Here is a 15,405-nt window from a genome sequence, read left to right on the forward strand (position 1 = left end):
TCATCCCTCGCCGCCGCGCCGGGACCACAAGCCCCGGCCGGGGTCATAGCCGATGACCGCCGCGAGGAAGAAGGCGACGAGGCAGCCAAGGACCACAACCGCCGCGACAGGATCGAACCGCAGATAGAGCGCGAAGCGTATCAGCTCGACCGCCGAGCTGAACGGGTTCCAGGCGGCGATTGTTGCCAGCACCGGTCCCGCCTCGGCAAGCCGCCACAGCGGATAGAGCGCCGTCGAGGCAAAGAACACCGGAAAGATGACGAAGTTCATGACACCGGCAAAGTTCTCCATCTGTGTCGAAACCGAGGAGACAAGCAGGCCGAACGCGCCAAGCATCAGGCCCGCCAGCACGAGCGCCGGAAATACCGCGACGTAGCCGAGAACGGGCGGCCGCACATCCCAGAAACGCGCGATCAACAGAAACAAATAGACCAGCGGCACGCCGACGATCACGCTGGCCAGCAGGCGCGCCGCAAGCAGGTACCAGCGCGGCAATGGTGCGGTCAGCAACAAGCGCATGCTGCCCATCTCGCGATCGTAGACCATGGCCAGCGAACTCGCCATGGCATGGAAGAGCAGCATCATGGCCGCTAGCCCGGGCACCACATACACGTCATAGAGAACATAGGTCTGGTAGGGTGGCGTGATCGACAGACCGAGAACGGAGCGGAAGCCAGCGGCAAAGATTGCCAGCCAGACCAGCGGCCGCACCATCGCCGAGAGCAGCCGACCGCGTTGCCGCAACGTGCGCAGCATCTCCCTGCGCAGGATGCCGTTGAGCGCGCGCACCGCGTGAGACGTTTTCATTCGGACTCCGTCAGCGACGCGAAGGCCTCGCCCGTGCTCGCTACACCGAGATCGGCAGCCAGACGATCGGCGCGGCCGGCCCACCGCATTGTGCCTCGATGCAGCACCACCACATCGTCATCCGCCGTTAGTTCTTCCAGAAAATGTGTTGCCCACAGGACGGCAATGCCGCGCTCGCGGCAAAGCTCCCGCACGTGCCGCTCGAGCGCGCGGCGGCCCGGCACGTCGAGCCCGGTGGTCGGCTCGTCCAGCAGCAAAAGGCGTGGGCTATGCATCAGAGCGCGTGCTATCTCGACACGGCGACGCTGCCCCCCGGAAAGCGCTCGGGCAGGATCGTCGATCCTGTCCAGCACGTCCAGCCGGCCGAGTTCGTGGATGGAGCGCTCCTTGCTCAAGGCCTGGCTAAGCCCATGCAAGGCCGCGTGGTAACGCAGGTTCTCGCCGGCCGTCAGATCGAGATCGAGGGTCGGCAACTGGAAGACGACGCCCATCTGCGCCAACGCGGCGGACGGGTTGACATCCATCGCCTGGTCGAAGACATGCACCGAGCCGGAGCGGGCGTGATAAAGACCGGTGATCAGCGAGAACAACGTCGTCTTGCCGGCGCCGTTGCGGCCTAGCAAGATGCACATCCTGCCTTGGGCCACAGAGAAAGAGACGCCGTCGAGAACCCGCCGGTTCCCGAAACTATGACCCAGATTCTCGACCGACAAGGCGTTCATGGCCCGATCACGACGCCCCACGGCCCCCGCCCCACCGGCAGCGATTTCACCACCTCCTGGTTTTCCAGATCGATAAACGAGATATCGCCGGAATTCCCGTTTGCGGTGACCAGGCGCTTCTGGTCGCCGGAGAGCGCAACGTGCCAGGGTCGTTGACCAACAAGGTAGAGCCGACGGACCGCCAGCGTTTTCACATCGACTTCCGCAATCCTGTTGGCGGGGCCGAGCGCCACATAGACGGTCGTGCCATCGCGGGACGTCCCCATGCCGACCGCCTGCACGCCCTCGCGTCGTATACCCGGCACCTCGAACTCGACTTTGCCGGTCTGCGCGCGCGTTGCCGTGTCGAAGACGGTGACAGTGCCCCGGATCTCCGAGGACACCCAGAATTGCTTCCCGTCCGGCGAGAATAAAGCCGCGCGCGGCCGGGTATCGACCAGCAGATTGTCGACGAGTTCAAGCGTGCCTGCGTCGATCAGATGCACCATGCTGGTGGTCTCCGAAGTGCAGGCGACATAGCGGCCGTCGGCGCTGGCCGCCATTCCTTCCGGTTCGACGCCGACATCCACGGTACCGATGACCTTGGCCGCGGCGATGTCCACCACCGACACCAGATTGTCATTCTCGTTGGCGACGAACAGCCGCTTGCCATCGGGATGGACTGCGAAGAATTCCGGATCGGCTCCCGAAGGCAATTCGCCGACGACCCGCCGCTTCGCGACGTCGACCACGTCGATGCGGTTGTCGTCGCCTTCCGCGACGAACAGCATCTTGTTGTCGATCGACAGTGCCAGCCCGCGCGGACGGCGGCCGACATCGATCGTCGCCAGCAAAGTCATTGTCACGCCGTCGACGACCGCGACGGTATTGTCCTGCTCATTGGAAACGTAGATGGTCTCGGCGGCGGCGGGAGCAGCAAGAGCGAACGCCGCCAACAACAGCGTCATCAGAACTTGCATGTGCTCTCCTCCAGGTCGATGCCCAGCGTGTCGAGCGGCGTGCGCTGATGCAGGAAGCCCGGTTGCGGTGAGCTGGAAATCAAGAGGCGAGGCCCGGCGATCAAAATGGGCTGGCGCATCTGTCCGTCCCAGGGACGGAAACTAAGCCCCTGCCCCTTGAAGCCAGCGAGAAGAAACGCGTCGCCGCGTATATATCTGCCGATTGCCGCGGGATCGAGACTGTGCAGGCGCGTCGCCGCTTCGCCGATACTGCGCACAGCGAGCCAGGCCGCGTAGTCGCTGGGCAACATCCAGCGCCTTGCCTGCCTGTGGAAACGGTCCTGCAGTTGCGTGGCGCCCCATTCCTCGCTGACAGCGCTCCAGCCTGTGGTGACCAGCCCTTGCGTGCCGGCGACGATTCTCGGCAGCGCAGTGCGGCCCTCCAGATAGGCGCCGAATTCATCCGCCTCGTCGGCGACCACGAGCACATCATAGTCGCTGACCTGCGTGACCGCGGGTATTTCGGTCTGCAGCGTGACATGCCCTGTATCGGCACGTCCGTTGGCGGGCCTGAATGTCCACGGCTGGTCGATCGTGATCTCGGCTCCGAAGCGAGCCGCCGCCCGTCGAAAGGCCGCAGCCATCGCCTGATCCTGCGGATGCGGCCCCACAAGCAGGAACCAACGCTGCCAGCGCTTCCAGGCGAGATATTGCGCCAGCCCGTCGGCGAGCATGGCGCGGCTCGGGATCGTGTGCAGCACGTTCCGACGGCAGTCCTGTTGGCGAAGCACGTCGTCCGGCGCCCGGCTGTTGAGCAACGTCATCTGCTCGGCACCGGGCGCGGCACTGGCCTGTAGAAGCTGACTGGCGTCGAGATCGGCGACGACAAAGGCGATGCCGGCATCGGCGAATTGTCTTACCGCGTCGTCCGGCGTTTCGGTTGGTTTCAATACCCTTTCCTCCAGCCGAAATTTCTGCCCGAAAAACCGGCCGGTGCTTTCGTCGTCGGCAATGCCGAGCCGAGCGCCTTGCAGGCCGTCATCGGTGACGGTTTCATCAAGGGGTCCAAGGGGCAGAGCCGGTTTGCGCTCCTGGCCGATATACCCGATCACCATCGTCTGTTGCTCGGTGGCGCCAGGGCCGGTGATCAGCAAAAGAAAGAGAAGGCCCAGCAACAGTCTCATTGTGTCGCCCCCAGCCCAAAGCGCGACGATCCCGCTTCATCGCCACCAGAGATTGCGACATCGCGCACGATGCGCGCAGGCGATCCCTCCAGAACAATAACCCGATCCCCCAGCGACGAGGCATATGCGAGATCATGCGTAACCAGCAGCGTGGTAGTCCGCCGACTGGCGAAACAATCCTGCAGCAGGCGGCGCATGGCTTGCGCGGTCGCCTCGTCGAGTGAAGCGAATGGCTCGTCGAGGAGCAGGAGCGCAGGCTCCACGGCGAGCGCCCGGGCAAGCGCTACGCGCCGCGCCATGCCGCCCGAGAGTCGCTGCGGATAGCTCTTCTCATTGCCTTTCAGGCCGACAGCGGCAAGCCACCGGGCCGCATCGGGCGCGCAATCCGGGATGGCCATCTCTACATTGCGCAAGGCGGTGAGCCAGGGCAGCAGCCTCGGTGTCTGGAACAGCATGCCTATCGGAAGCGGTCGTCCGCTCACGCTGCCGCGAAATTCGCGGTCGACGCCCGAAACGATCGACAGCAGCGTCGACTTGCCGACACCGGAAGGGCCGGTCAGGACGCAGACCTGTCCGTCGGCTATATCAAGCGACAGCGCGCGAAAGATCGTCCGGCGCTGGCCGTCGTCACCGGGGAAAGTCTTGTCCTCGATCCTGATCCTCAGCATCAGCGTCGCCAGGCGAACAAACGACGTTCCAACGGCACAAGCAGTCCATACTCTATGGCAAGCATCACAACGCCGAAGCTGATCGCATAGGCAAGGATGTGGGTGACGTCGAAGTTCTGAAAATAGACCTGTAGCTGGAACCCGACGCCGTTGGAGCGGCCGAGCAGTTCGGCGAGCAACACGATCTTCCACGTCAATGCCAGCCCGCTGCGCAGGGTGACGAGAAAGAACGGCGCCAATTGCGGCAGCACGACATGCTGCAGCTTTGCAGCACGCCCGAAGCGATAGAGCTCAGCCATTTCGGCAAAGTCCTTGTCCAGCCGGCTGGCGCCTTCACGAATAGTCACCACGACATTGGGGATCTTGTTGAGCGCGACCGCAAGGACAAGCGCGGTCTCGGCAAGACCAAGCCAGATATAAATTAGAATGACCGTGATCAGCGCCGGCATGTTGAGGAGTAAGACGATCCAAGGCCTCATCCATATGTCGGCTCTGTGCGAGCGGCCTGCCGCGTAGCCAAGGGCCGCGCCGATGAGTATTGCCGACCCGAGGCTTGCCACGACGCGCGCAAGCGAGATGCCCAAATGGTATGGCAGCTCGCCCCGAACCGCTTCGTGCAGGAGAACCGAAACAACCTGGACCGGACCAGGAAACAGCCGATCGGCGGCGATCGATGATGCAATCTGCCAGACGAGCACCATGGTCAGCAATGCCGCAGCCGATTGCCAACGCTGCATTGTGATGGGGAACGCTGGGACATCGGTCATTGGCGCGAGCTCAAGCCGGTATGGCCCGGAAGACACCAGGATCGAGGCTCGTCGCCTTGCCGACCAGATCCTCGCCGCCCAATTTGGCCAGGATTGCAAACAACCGGGCCGCGCCATCACGTTCGTCTTTGCCGAAACGACGAGGGATTCCGGCTCGATAGGCGGCGCGTAACGCCGCCTGTAGGTGAGGATCGTCCGTGCCCAATTGAGGCGCGAGCACCCGCCACTCGTCGTCCGAAGACTCGAGCAGCGACTTCGCTGCCGCGGTCGCGCTCGTGAATCGCGCGAGGGCTATCGGGTTGGCCCGCGCCCAGCTTTCATGGAAGACGTAGCCGAGCATCGGCAAGTCCACGGATACGCCAAGCCCCTGCAGGATTTGCGCGACACTGAGCAGAGGCCTTGCCCCCTCTGACTCGAGACGAGCGGCGAAATTCCAGAACGTCAGCAGTGCATCCAGTCGCCCCGCCAGAAATTCCTGCTCCAACAAAGGCGGCGCGCCGAACACTGGCTCCACCTCTTCAGCAAGATCGCGCTTCACCTGACGGAGGCCGAGCGCGCGCAACAGGATCCAGCTTTTGTCCAGCGGACCACCTGCGATCCCCAGCCTTTTGCCCTTGAGGTCCGCAAGAGTTCGAATGGACGAGCCTTGCGGCAGTTCCAGCGCGCCGACGGCACGAGAATAGGGATAGAACACCAGATCAGCGCCTTCGCTGCGCTGGCGCATGACCCACACCCAGTCCGAAACGATGACGTCGACGCTGCCCGCCAGCAATGCGGTCTTACCGACTTCGGTCCCGGCAAGCCGCTGAGCCTCGATTGATACGCCGTGCACAGCGTCCAACGCATGTCGCCGCATGACGTCAACTTCCCAGGCGGCGGTGCCAAATCCCAGCACGCCAAATCGCACGAGCGGCGATGGCTGTGGCGCGGCTTCAGCGGAAGCACCCAATAGCCAGCAACAAATACCCGCAAGAGCGGCCCGCCGCGAGATGTGACCCTGATCATGCCGGGTCAGCCATTCGCCTGGAAGGGTAGCAGTCAGCACGGGCGCACCGGGTGTGAAGGAACTTTCCTAACGCGGTGGCGGCAGGAATGTTCCTCGATGGTGCATGGAACTAACGGGAAAGCACCTAAGGTCCGTTTTTCGGCTCGTACGGCAGTCCGGGGGCTTGTTCAGGCGAACAGAAGAAGGTGTCAGGGGCTACGGTCCGCTCTTGGCATCATCGACCTCCAACGCGTCCATTACAGGTGCCGGATCGCTCTTTTCGGAGCTCGGGCTCTGCACCCCGGACCCGGCGTTCTCGATCGCTTGCACGATAGCATCTTCGATGTTTCCGAGTTCGTCCTCCCTTACTTCACGCCCATAACCAGCCACCTCGGCATCCTGCTCGAATTGCTGAGCGAGCACCGCGACGCTGACTTCCTCTCGACCAGGAAGTGTGCCGACATTCTCCTGTAGCCAGTTTTGAAAAAACTCTCTGGTCGCGCTCATCTCAGACCACCCTTTCGCCAAACTAAGCGCGACGGTGAGCCGAAGTTCCATGATGCGTTCACTTTCCCAGTGGTGCTGTACTCACAGCGTTGGGAGCCACGAGGTTTTTGCAGGCTTGATGAGGCAGTGGCCTTTCTCTTCACGACTCGATTGGAGTTCACTCTTATTGTGCAGTGTGCATCCTGATTGCGTCCATTTCGACCCTGTGGAACAAGCTCGTTGAGTTGAAGTTAGGCCCGATGCCAAGCTTTTCGGGCGAACCAAGCTTTTCGGGCGCACTAGTTTTTGACGTTGCCATCGTCGGCGGCGGCCCCGCGGGGCTCGCTGCAGCCATGTATTTAGCCAGGTTTCTGCGTTCGGTGATCTCGCTCGACGCGGGGCATGCGCGTGCCAAGCTCATCCCAAAATCCCGCAACTGTCCCGGCTTCCCCGACGGCATCAGCGGGGAAGAACTGCTCGGCCGCCTACGAGCCCAGGCACAGCTATACGGCGCGAGCCTTGTCCATGGTTGCGTAGGCCACGCCGAAAAACGCGAGGGGTTTTTTGTTCTGACGACCACCTGCGGGATTGTCCAAGCAAGGCGCGTGATTCTGGCAACGGGCATTGTGGACAAGGCACCTCCCATTGAAAGACTGGAGGAGGCGATCGCAACCGGCATTGTCAGACTGTGCCCGGTTTGCGATGCATATGAGGCCCGGGGTAGCCGCATCGGCGTTGTTGGTCCGGAGCATCTCGCCGTCAGGGAGGCTCTGTTCCTGAAGGGATATGGCAGTCAGGTCGCCTTGCTCGCCAATAACCAGGATGATGTTTCCGAAGCTGCCCGCGGCGCCGCCTTGGCAGGCGGAGTTGAAATCTGGGACGCGGTCGATGACCTGATCCCTCGACGAACCGGGTTCGATGTCGTCATGGCCGAGGGCGCCCCGATGCGCAACATCGATGTGGTGTACCCTTCGATGGGCAGCGACGTACGCTCCGAACTCGCGGTTGCTCTGGGGGCTAACTGTGACGCAGAAGGCTATGTCCTGGTCAACCGACACCTTGAGACTTCAACGCCAGGACTCTATGCCATTGGCGACGTGGCCGAGGGGCTCAATCAAATTGCTGTTGCGTTCGGAGACGCCGCCAAGGCTGCAACTCACATTCATAACGACCTCCGCGATTGCGCCGAGCCGGCGACGAACTTCCGGCGAAGTTGACCTGCAGATGCGAACGCACCGTACCGGCTCACCTTTGGCTGCGTTGATGCCCGGAACCTGTTCCACCCGGCGTGAGACTACCGGCTTCGGCTTTGCTAGAGTTCTCCCAGGCGCAGCCGCTGGGTTGATGGACGGGCACGCGCTGGCGAACGGCTGGAGGAAGGAATGAAAATTCTCGTCACCGGCGCGTCAGGTCTGATTGGAGCCGCGCTTTGCGCGCGCCTGGCCGGCGAGAGTCATGAAGTGGTCCGCGTGCTTCACCACGCAGACACTGGCGTCCACCCGGAGATCCAAACCGTTTCCCGGGATATGGCGCGGGCCTTGCGACCTCAGGATTGGATCCCCTATCTCGCCGGTGTGGACGCCGTCGTAAACTGTGCCGGCGTCCTCCAGGATAGTGCCCGGGAAAACACCCGGCATGTCCATTCTACCGGCGCCTCGGCTCTCTTCACCGCGTGTGAGCAAGCAGGTGTGAACAAGGTGATTCACTTTTCTGCCATCGGGGTCGATCGCCAGCAGCCGTCCGCCTTTTCCGCCAGCAAGCTCGCCGGCGATGAAGCACTGATGGCACGTAGCCTTAGCTGGGTCATCCTGCGCCCCTCCGTAGTGCTGGGAAGGCCGGCCTTCGGCGCAAGTGCACTGTTTCGCGGCCTCGCGGCGTTGCCGCTCTTGCCGTTGATGCCCGACACGGGCCATCTCCAAGTCGTCCAACTCGATGACGTCATCTCCACCGTCCTGTTCTTCCTCAAACCCGGCAGCCCATCGCACCTCACGCTGGACCTGGCTGGGCCCGAGGCACTTTCGATGAGCGAGGTCGTGGGTCGCTATCGCCGCTGGTTCGGATGGAGCAGTGCTCGGGAGTTCATCTTGCCGAATTGGGCCGCAGCTATCTTGTACAGGTTCGGGGATGCCGCGGCTCAGCTGGGCTGGCGCCCGCCCATGCGCAGCAATGCAGCAAAAGAGATTGCCCGTGGCGCTGTCGGCGATCCCCAGCCGTGGATGACGGCGACCGGCATTCAACCATCAGGTCTTACATCTGCACTGCGTCTAAATCCTGCGACCGTGCAGGAGCGATGGTTCGCCGGTCTTTACTTCGTCAAGCCGGCGCTCTTTGTCGTCTTGCCGCTCTTCTGGATCATGACCGGCATCATTTCCCTCACCGCCGGCTGGCGCAGCGGAGTTGACTTGCTGATTGGCACTGCTGCCGGCCCCTTGGCCGAACCGGCGGTAGTCGCCGGCGCGCTGGCTGACATCGCCGTCGGGGCGCTTGTCGCCTGGCGCCCAACCAGCCGGCTTGGTCTTTTCGGCGCAATCGCGGTATCGCTTTTCTATGCGATCGCTGGGAGCATTCTGCGGCCGGATCTTTGGCTTGAGCCACTCGGGCCGTTGATCAAAATCCTCCCGATCCTCGTTCTGCATTTTGCAGCGCTGGCCATTCTGGAGGAACGCTGATGACGTACTTCGTGCTTAAATACCTGCACGTGATCGGCGCTGCTGTGCTGCTCGGAACTGGTGCCGGCATTGCTTTTTTCATGCTTTTGGCACACCGGACCGGGAATGCCGCGACGATCGCAGCCGTCGCCCGCATTGTCGTGCTGGCTGATTTCCTGTTCACGGCTACGGCCGTTATCGCACAACCTCTGACCGGACTGGGCCTCGCTAGGGTTGCGGGGTATTCGCTGTCCGAAGGATGGATCGTTCTCTCGATCCTGCTCTACATCTTGACGGGCCTGTTCTGGCTGCCTGTCGTGTGGATGCAGATCGAGATGCGAAATCTAGCCACACAGGCCGCACTCTCCAACCAACCTCCTCCCGAGCGCTACCATCAGCTGTTCAGACGCTGGTTTGTCTTCGGCTTCCCAGCTTTCGGCGCCGTGCTCGCCATTTTCTGGCTGATGATTGCGCGCCCGGCAATCGAGTGGTCATCGTTGTAGCTGCGATCGGCAAGCACTGCGCCGTGAATTCATCCGTCGCGCCTAGCTGGCTCGTGCCGGCGCGATGCACTGCGGTCGGGAACCACGGTCACTGCCGCGAGTTCTTTCGCATGGCCAATCATCCCGTCACCGGCGTGCTTACCTCAATCGGCACATTAACCTCCCGCCCCGCGGCATTCCTGATCCTGTTGGTCTACGCAATCCTTTGGATGATCTTCGAGCGACAGACCCTGGACTGGCATGGAGCGGCTACCTTGTTTACGTGGGCCATGACGCTGTTCATCCAGCGTGCCGAGCACCGCGACACTCAGGCCATTCACGCCAAACTGGATGAGATCCTGCGATCAGACCACAATGCCTCGAACATCACGCGGATCGACGATGAAGAGCCCGAGGAAATCGAAAAACACCGCCACCGCAGGCAGCAGGACGACTGATGAGCGGCGTTTTGGTTTCACGGCAGGACGAGTAGCGGGTTTCCGGCTTTTGACGCCTATCCAGCCCCGCCGCCTCCTGCGCTCAGGGCCAAGGCCTTCGATCCTTGCTGCGGCTGTGGTTCAGCGACGGAAGGATCGGAGCCCCTATTGTTCCACCGCATCCAGAAAAATTTGCCCGAGAACCAGGTCAGGCAAATCGGCCGGCTCGAAGTGCGTCATTCGCCCTTCTGGTTGCGCTCGACGAACTTGTTGAAACGGCTGGTTTGTCCGTCACCAGTCTTGGACTGGTAAAGAAAGGCCAGATCGTTCTCGTCGAATATGCGGAAGAACTCATCCCATTCGACCGGCTCGAATGCTTCCTCGGGTTTGCCGAAGTCGATCCGCAGGATGCCGCCCGCGCCTTTGGTGCGAACCACTGCCGGCCGTCCATCCCGCTCCTCCGCCCATTTGCGGATTTCGTCGTGATTGGTGGTCGTTTGCGACTGGGACATTGAAATCTCCTTTGATCATCGGCGTTGCCAACATCGGGCATCGTCGGGGCTGCCGGCGTCCTAACAGCACAAGGGCGGCAATGTTCCGGCACGGCGCGGCGAGCGCGATGTGGCTGCTTCCGAACGAAGCCGGCCAAAGGAACTTTGTTGAAGCCAAGGGAACAAACCTTTTGCCGAAAAGTTCGGGTCGCCAAGATTACCTGTCTGAGGAGTGGTCGTGAAACGGATATTGGTTACAGGGGGCTGCGGCTTCATCGGCCGGCATGTCGCCCAGGAACTCATCGAGCAGGATTATTCGGTTCGCATTTTGGATGTGCTGCTGGAGCAGGTGCACGCAGGCGAAACAGTCGCCCTTCCCGCCGGGGCCGAGCTGATCAAGGGCGACATTCGGGACCGGGAGGCGGTCGCCAAGGCGCTGGAAGGCGTTGACGCGGTCATTCATCTAGCCGCGGAAGTCGGCGTCGGACAGTCGATGTACGAGATCGCGCGCTATGTCGGCACCAACGATCTCGGCACCGCGACGCTGCTTGAGGCGCTGATCAAACACCCGGTCGAGCGCATTGTCGTCGCCTCATCGATGAGTGTCTATGGCGAGGGCCTCTATGCTACATCGGACGGCCGGCGCATCGACAATGCCCGGCGCAAGGCGAGCGACATCAAAAACGGACAGTGGAATCCGCTGTCGCCGGAAGGCGAACCCCTCTCCCCCCTGCCGACGGACGAGGAAAAGCCGGTCGATCTCGCCTCTATCTATGCACTGACGAAATACGCCCAGGAACGCGCCGTGCTGATCTTCGGCGAAGCCTATGGCATCGATGCGGTCGCGCTGCGCCTGTTCAACGTCTTCGGCGCCGGCCAGGCGTTATCGAACCCCTATACCGGCGTGTTGGCCAATTTTGCTTCGCGTCTCGCCAACGGCCAACGTCCAATGATCTTCGAGGATGGCGAACAGAAGCGCGATTTCGTCCATGTGGATGACGTTGCCCGCGCCTTTCGTCTTGCGCTGCAGCAACGCCAGGCAAGGGGTCACGTCATCAACATCGGCAGCGGCCGAGCCTATGCTATCAGCGACGTCGCGCGGGTACTTGCCGAGGCCATGGGAACGCCGGACCGCTCGCCAGAGTTGCTCGGCAAGGCGCGCTCCGGGGATATCCGCAACTGCTTCGCCGATATTTCCAAGGCCCGTGAGCTGCTCGGTTTCGAGCCGAGGCAACAACTGGAGAATTCGCTCGCCGATTTCGTTTCCTGGGTGCGCAACTCGTCCGCCATCGACCGCGGCGCCGACATGAAACGCGAGCTTGAAGAACGTGGGCTGGTGTCATGAATACGCGCAATCGACGCGACGCGCCCGTCGCCATTGTCGGCGGCAGCGGCTTCATAGGATCGAACCTGGCCGACAGCCTGTTGTCGGATGGCGAGCCGGTGCTGGTGATCGACAATCTCAGCCGCCCCGGCGTCGAACAGAACCTTGAATGGCTGGCGCAGAAACACGGAAGCCGCGTCATGGTCGAAACGATTGACGTGCGCGACGCCAACGCGCTTGCGCCCGTTCTGAAGAGTTCCAAGGCGATCTTCCACCTGGCCGCGCAAACCGCCGTCACAACGAGCCTGGTCCAACCGGACGAGGATTTCGACATCAACCTTCGAGGAACGTTCAATGTCCTCGAGGCGGCGCGGCTGAGCAGTGAGTTTGTTCCGGTGGTCTTCGCCAGCACCAACAAGGTCTATGGCAGCCTGCCCGACGTCGCGGTGCGCGAGGACGGCGATCGTTACCTGCCTTGCGACGGCATCATCCAAGCGAATGGCATCGACGAGACCCACGGCCTGGATTTCTGCACGCCCTATGGCTGCTCCAAAGGCGCGGCGGACCAATATGTGCTCGACTATGCCAAATCCTACGGCATGCCGACGGCGGTGTTGCGGATGAGCTGCATTTACGGGCCGCGCCAGTTCGGAACCGAGGATCAAGGCTGGGTCGCGCACTTCCTGCTGAGTGCGCTGACGGGACGTCCAATCACCATTTACGGCGACGGCAGACAAGTGCGCGACATACTGCATGTCTCCGATGCGGTCGCCGCCTACAGGGCCACGCTCGATCGTATCGAGACGACCAAAGGCCAGGCATTCAATCTTGGCGGCGGCCCCGATAATGCGATCAGCCTGCGCATGCTGTTGAGCGAGATCCGTAGCTTGACCGGCCGTGAGCTTTCGATCCGCCATGATGGCGAACGCACCGGCGATCAGCCCTTCTTCGTCGCCGACACCCGCAAGATCAAAGCGATGCTTGGCTGGAAAGCTCGTGTTTCATGGCGCGAAGGCATTCGCGATCTCGCAGACTGGCTGCAACAACACCGGCTCCAGCCTCGCCCCGAAGTCGTGAGGTACGTTGCATGAAAGTCGCCCTGGTAAACCCGTTCTGGACCTATGACGACAGCATTTATTTCGGCTGCCGCCAACCACATCTCCCGCTGGAACTCGGCTATTCGAAATCCCTGCTCGAAACAGCCGGCCATGAGGTGTTGATGCTGGATGGGCAATTGCAGAAGCTCGACAACTCGGACCTCTCCGAGCGTGTGGCTGATTTCGCGCCTGCAATGACGGTAGTCAGTACCGCCCCGACTTATCTGTTCTGGCGTTGCGCACCACCCGAGTTGCGCGTGCCGGCCGATTTCCTCAACCGTCTCGCCGGGCGCGGTGGACGCACAGTCGCGGTCGGGCCGCATGGCTCGGCTACGCCCGCGCCAACCTTGCGCAAGCTTGGCGTCGACATTGTTGTGCGCGGCGAATGCGAGGAAATCGTCGCGGAACTTGCCCGGCGCGACGACTGGAGCGCTGTGCCCTCGACCGCTTACCTGCGCGAGGCCAAGGTGGTTTTGACCGGCAGCGTCCACGCCAGCTCGTTTGTCGATCATCCGCCACTCCAATGGCCATCAGACTGGATCGCTGCCCATTCGCATCACCATCACAGGTTCGATGACAATCAGGTTGGGTTCGGCGCGGAGGTCGAAGCATCGCGCGGCTGCCCATACAATTGCAGCTTCTGCGCCAAGATCGATTTCCGCGATGCCTATCGCCGCCGAAACCACGAGGCGGTCATAGCGGAAATCGATCGGCTGATTGCCCAAGGCGTCGGCTACATTTATTTCATCGATGAAATCTTCCTGCCGCAAAAAGCGCTGTTGGAAGCGTTGATCCATCGCGACGTGAAGTTCGGTGTGCAGACCCGCATCGACCTTTGGAAACCCGAGCTGCTGGAACTGCTTGGTGCGGCTGGCTGCGTCTCCATCGAGGCCGGTCTCGAAAGCCTGACCGTGGAAGGTCGTGCGATGCTGGCGAAACGCTGCCGGCTGGGTACCGAGGAACTCGCCGCGCTGCTCGTCAATGCCAGGCGTCACGTTCCGTTCGTACAGGCCAATCTGATCGGCGTCGTCGAGGATGATCCTGCCCTCGTCGATTACTGGCGAACGCACCTGATCGACAACGGCGTGTGGGCCAATCAACCCGTACCGCTTTATCCATATCCGAGTTCGCCAAGCTATCGCGAGCTTTGGGGCGAACCCGACGACCTCGCCTGGGAGCGCGCCCATGATCACTATCTCGCATCATTCCAGAAGTTCAGCGACATCCAGGAAAGGCGCCCGCGTCCGCTGGCGGAACTGGAGGCGACATGTTGCGGACACTGACGCCGCGCTCGCGGCGCATCCTGATGACGGTCGATGCCGTGGGCGGCGTGTGGCGCTATGCGCTCGACCTGGCCAGGGAACTTGTCAATGGCGGCGATAGCGTAGTGCTTGCCGGTCTCGGTCCGCCACCGTCCAGGCAACAGGCCGACGAGGCGGAGGCTTTCGCGAAGCTGATCTGGCTCAACACGCCGCCGGATTGGATGACCCGGAACGGCGGTGATCTCGACGCGCTGCCTCGGGAGTTGCATGCGCCCATGCGCGACCACGCCATCGACCTTGTCCATTTCAACGCGCCGTCGCAGGCGGCGGGATTCGACGCGCCATGCCCGGTCGTGGTGGTCTCCCATTCCTGCGTGACGACTTGGTTCCATGCGGTCAGAGGACAGGCGGCGGATGGGGCATGGGCCTGGCAGAAGGAGCGCAACAGACGCGGCATGGATCGGGCCGACGCGGTCATCGCGCCGAGCCGCAGCCATGCCGACATGCTAGAGACCTGCTACGGCCCGATCGCGCGCTTGAGTGTGGTCACAAATGGTGCCCGTCCTCTGCCGAAGGCCGAAAAGCACCAACCGCTCGTCTTCGCCGCTGCCCGCTGGTGGGACGAGGGCAAAAATGCGGCGGTGGTCGATCAGGCGGCGTCCCTGACGCGATGGCCTCTGTTTGCCGCCGGTTCGACGAACGGCCCAAACGGCGAGCATGTCAGCTTCAGCCATGCTGTTCCTCTGGGAGCAGTGCCGTCCGATGAGGTGCGTTCGTTGATGGCTCGCGCGGGTATTTTCGTATCGCCATCGCTCTACGAGCCATTCGGCCTGGCCGCGCTGGAAGCCGCCATGTCGGCTACGCCCCTGGTGCTTTCCGATATCGCCACCTATCGCGAACTATGGGACGGGGCCGCGATATTCTTTGACGCGCGCGATCCGCACGATCTCGCTGCCTGCCTCAACCGTCTCTCCAGCGATGCCGAGCTCCGGCGAGAGCTTGGCCAGGCAGCCATCCGACGCAGCCGCAGGTTTAGGCTGACAAAGCAGACAGCGGCTATGCGCGGCGTCTACGACAAAGCGGCCTTAGCGATGGCGGAGCGCTGAT

At 62.2% G+C, this 15,405-nt stretch carries 17 protein-coding genes; 8 read left to right on the forward strand and 9 right to left on the reverse strand.

Annotation, left to right across the window (positions count from 1 at the left end; all coding sequences use genetic code 11):
* The 8 genes from NKJ80_RS16760 to NKJ80_RS16795 all read right to left on the reverse strand — a co-directional run bounded on the left by NKJ80_RS16760 (position 1) and on the right by NKJ80_RS16795 (position 6,629).
* Positions 1 to 807, reverse strand: coding sequence for a lanthanide ABC transporter permease protein PedC (locus NKJ80_RS16760; RefSeq protein WP_023729521.1), 807 nt, complete (start codon positions 805 to 807; stop codon positions 1 to 3).
* Positions 804 to 1,529: a lanthanide ABC transporter ATP-binding protein PedB/LutE gene (locus tag NKJ80_RS16765; protein ID WP_023700002.1), complete on the reverse strand. Its 726-nt coding sequence runs from the start codon at positions 1,527 to 1,529 to the stop codon at positions 804 to 806. The genes NKJ80_RS16760 and NKJ80_RS16765 overlap by 4 nt, the downstream gene beginning before the upstream one ends.
* Positions 1,526 to 2,488: a PQQ-dependent catabolism-associated beta-propeller protein gene (locus NKJ80_RS16770; protein ID WP_023741837.1), complete on the reverse strand. Its 963-nt coding sequence runs from the start codon at positions 2,486 to 2,488 to the stop codon at positions 1,526 to 1,528. The genes NKJ80_RS16765 and NKJ80_RS16770 overlap by 4 nt, the downstream gene beginning before the upstream one ends.
* The gene (locus NKJ80_RS16775; RefSeq protein WP_352497973.1) at positions 2,476 to 3,651 is read right to left on the reverse strand and encodes a lanthanide ABC transporter ABC transporter substrate-binding protein PedA1; all 1,176 of its coding nucleotides are present in this window, start codon (positions 3,649 to 3,651) and stop codon (positions 2,476 to 2,478) included. The genes NKJ80_RS16770 and NKJ80_RS16775 overlap by 13 nt, the downstream gene beginning before the upstream one ends.
* Positions 3,648 to 4,319: an ABC transporter ATP-binding protein gene (locus NKJ80_RS16780; RefSeq protein ID WP_352497974.1), complete on the reverse strand. Its 672-nt coding sequence runs from the start codon at positions 4,317 to 4,319 to the stop codon at positions 3,648 to 3,650. The genes NKJ80_RS16775 and NKJ80_RS16780 overlap by 4 nt, the downstream gene beginning before the upstream one ends.
* Positions 4,319 to 5,086 carry an ABC transporter permease gene (locus NKJ80_RS16785; protein WP_023741839.1) on the reverse strand — a complete coding sequence of 256 codons (768 nt, stop codon included), beginning with the start codon at positions 5,084 to 5,086 and terminating at the stop codon, positions 4,319 to 4,321. Before NKJ80_RS16785 ends, NKJ80_RS16780 begins: the two co-directional genes overlap by 1 nt.
* A 10-nt stretch (positions 5,087 to 5,096) precedes the next feature.
* Positions 5,097 to 6,131, reverse strand: coding sequence for an ABC transporter substrate-binding protein (locus tag NKJ80_RS16790; RefSeq protein ID WP_031193032.1), 1,035 nt, complete (start codon positions 6,129 to 6,131; stop codon positions 5,097 to 5,099).
* Between the two features lie 156 nt (positions 6,132 to 6,287).
* Positions 6,288 to 6,629: a DUF768 domain-containing protein gene (locus tag NKJ80_RS16795; RefSeq protein ID WP_023696361.1), complete on the reverse strand. Its 342-nt coding sequence runs from the start codon at positions 6,627 to 6,629 to the stop codon at positions 6,288 to 6,290.
* Between the two features lie 188 nt (positions 6,630 to 6,817).
* On the opposite strand from NKJ80_RS16795, the gene NKJ80_RS16800 reads away from it, so the two are divergent.
* The 4 genes from NKJ80_RS16800 (at position 6,818) to NKJ80_RS16815 (ending at position 10,145) form a co-directional block, all read left to right on the forward strand.
* A complete protein-coding gene (locus NKJ80_RS16800) occupies positions 6,818 to 7,774 on the forward strand; it encodes an NAD(P)/FAD-dependent oxidoreductase (protein ID WP_031196940.1) in 957 nt (318 codons plus the stop codon).
* Positions 7,775 to 7,939: 165 nt separating this feature from the next.
* On the forward strand, positions 7,940 to 9,226 hold the full coding sequence (locus tag NKJ80_RS16805; protein WP_352497975.1) for an SDR family oxidoreductase: 1,287 nt from the start codon (positions 7,940 to 7,942) through the stop codon (positions 9,224 to 9,226).
* Positions 9,226 to 9,708 (forward strand): DUF2269 family protein, encoded by a 483-nt coding sequence (locus tag NKJ80_RS16810; RefSeq protein ID WP_023741841.1) that lies wholly within the window; start codon positions 9,226 to 9,228, stop codon positions 9,706 to 9,708. The genes NKJ80_RS16805 and NKJ80_RS16810 overlap by 1 nt, the downstream gene beginning before the upstream one ends.
* A 110-nt stretch (positions 9,709 to 9,818) precedes the next feature.
* Positions 9,819 to 10,145, forward strand: coding sequence for a low affinity iron permease family protein (locus NKJ80_RS16815; RefSeq protein ID WP_023681103.1), 327 nt, complete (start codon positions 9,819 to 9,821; stop codon positions 10,143 to 10,145).
* Between the two features lie 215 nt (positions 10,146 to 10,360).
* Here the strand turns inward: NKJ80_RS16815 and NKJ80_RS16820 are convergent, their stop codons facing one another.
* Positions 10,361 to 10,636, reverse strand: a complete 276-nt coding sequence (locus NKJ80_RS16820; protein ID WP_023667991.1) for a hypothetical protein — start codon at positions 10,634 to 10,636, stop codon at positions 10,361 to 10,363.
* Between the two features lie 217 nt (positions 10,637 to 10,853).
* Here NKJ80_RS16820 and NKJ80_RS16825 point away from each other — a divergent pair, with 217 nt between their 5' ends.
* Genes NKJ80_RS16825 through NKJ80_RS16840 form a run of 4 tightly spaced genes read left to right on the forward strand, consistent with a single transcriptional unit; the run spans position 10,854 to position 15,404 of the window.
* Positions 10,854 to 11,960, forward strand: a complete 1,107-nt coding sequence (locus NKJ80_RS16825; RefSeq protein WP_023681102.1) for an NAD-dependent epimerase/dehydratase family protein — start codon at positions 10,854 to 10,856, stop codon at positions 11,958 to 11,960.
* Positions 11,957 to 13,030 (forward strand): GDP-mannose 4,6-dehydratase, encoded by a 1,074-nt coding sequence (locus tag NKJ80_RS16830; RefSeq protein WP_352497976.1) that lies wholly within the window; start codon positions 11,957 to 11,959, stop codon positions 13,028 to 13,030. Before NKJ80_RS16825 ends, NKJ80_RS16830 begins: the two co-directional genes overlap by 4 nt.
* Entirely contained in the window at positions 13,027 to 14,319 is a 1,293-nt protein-coding gene (locus tag NKJ80_RS16835; protein WP_352497977.1) for a TIGR04295 family B12-binding domain-containing radical SAM protein, read from the forward strand. The genes NKJ80_RS16830 and NKJ80_RS16835 overlap by 4 nt, the downstream gene beginning before the upstream one ends.
* Positions 14,304 to 15,404, forward strand: coding sequence for a glycosyltransferase family 4 protein (locus NKJ80_RS16840; protein WP_023681099.1), 1,101 nt, complete (start codon positions 14,304 to 14,306; stop codon positions 15,402 to 15,404). The genes NKJ80_RS16835 and NKJ80_RS16840 overlap by 16 nt, the downstream gene beginning before the upstream one ends.
* Position 15,405: the final 1 nt, after the last annotated feature.

The sequence above is a fragment of the Mesorhizobium sp. M0030 genome, assembly GCF_040323695.1.
In the GTDB taxonomy this organism is placed as follows: domain Bacteria; phylum Pseudomonadota; class Alphaproteobacteria; order Rhizobiales; family Rhizobiaceae; genus Mesorhizobium.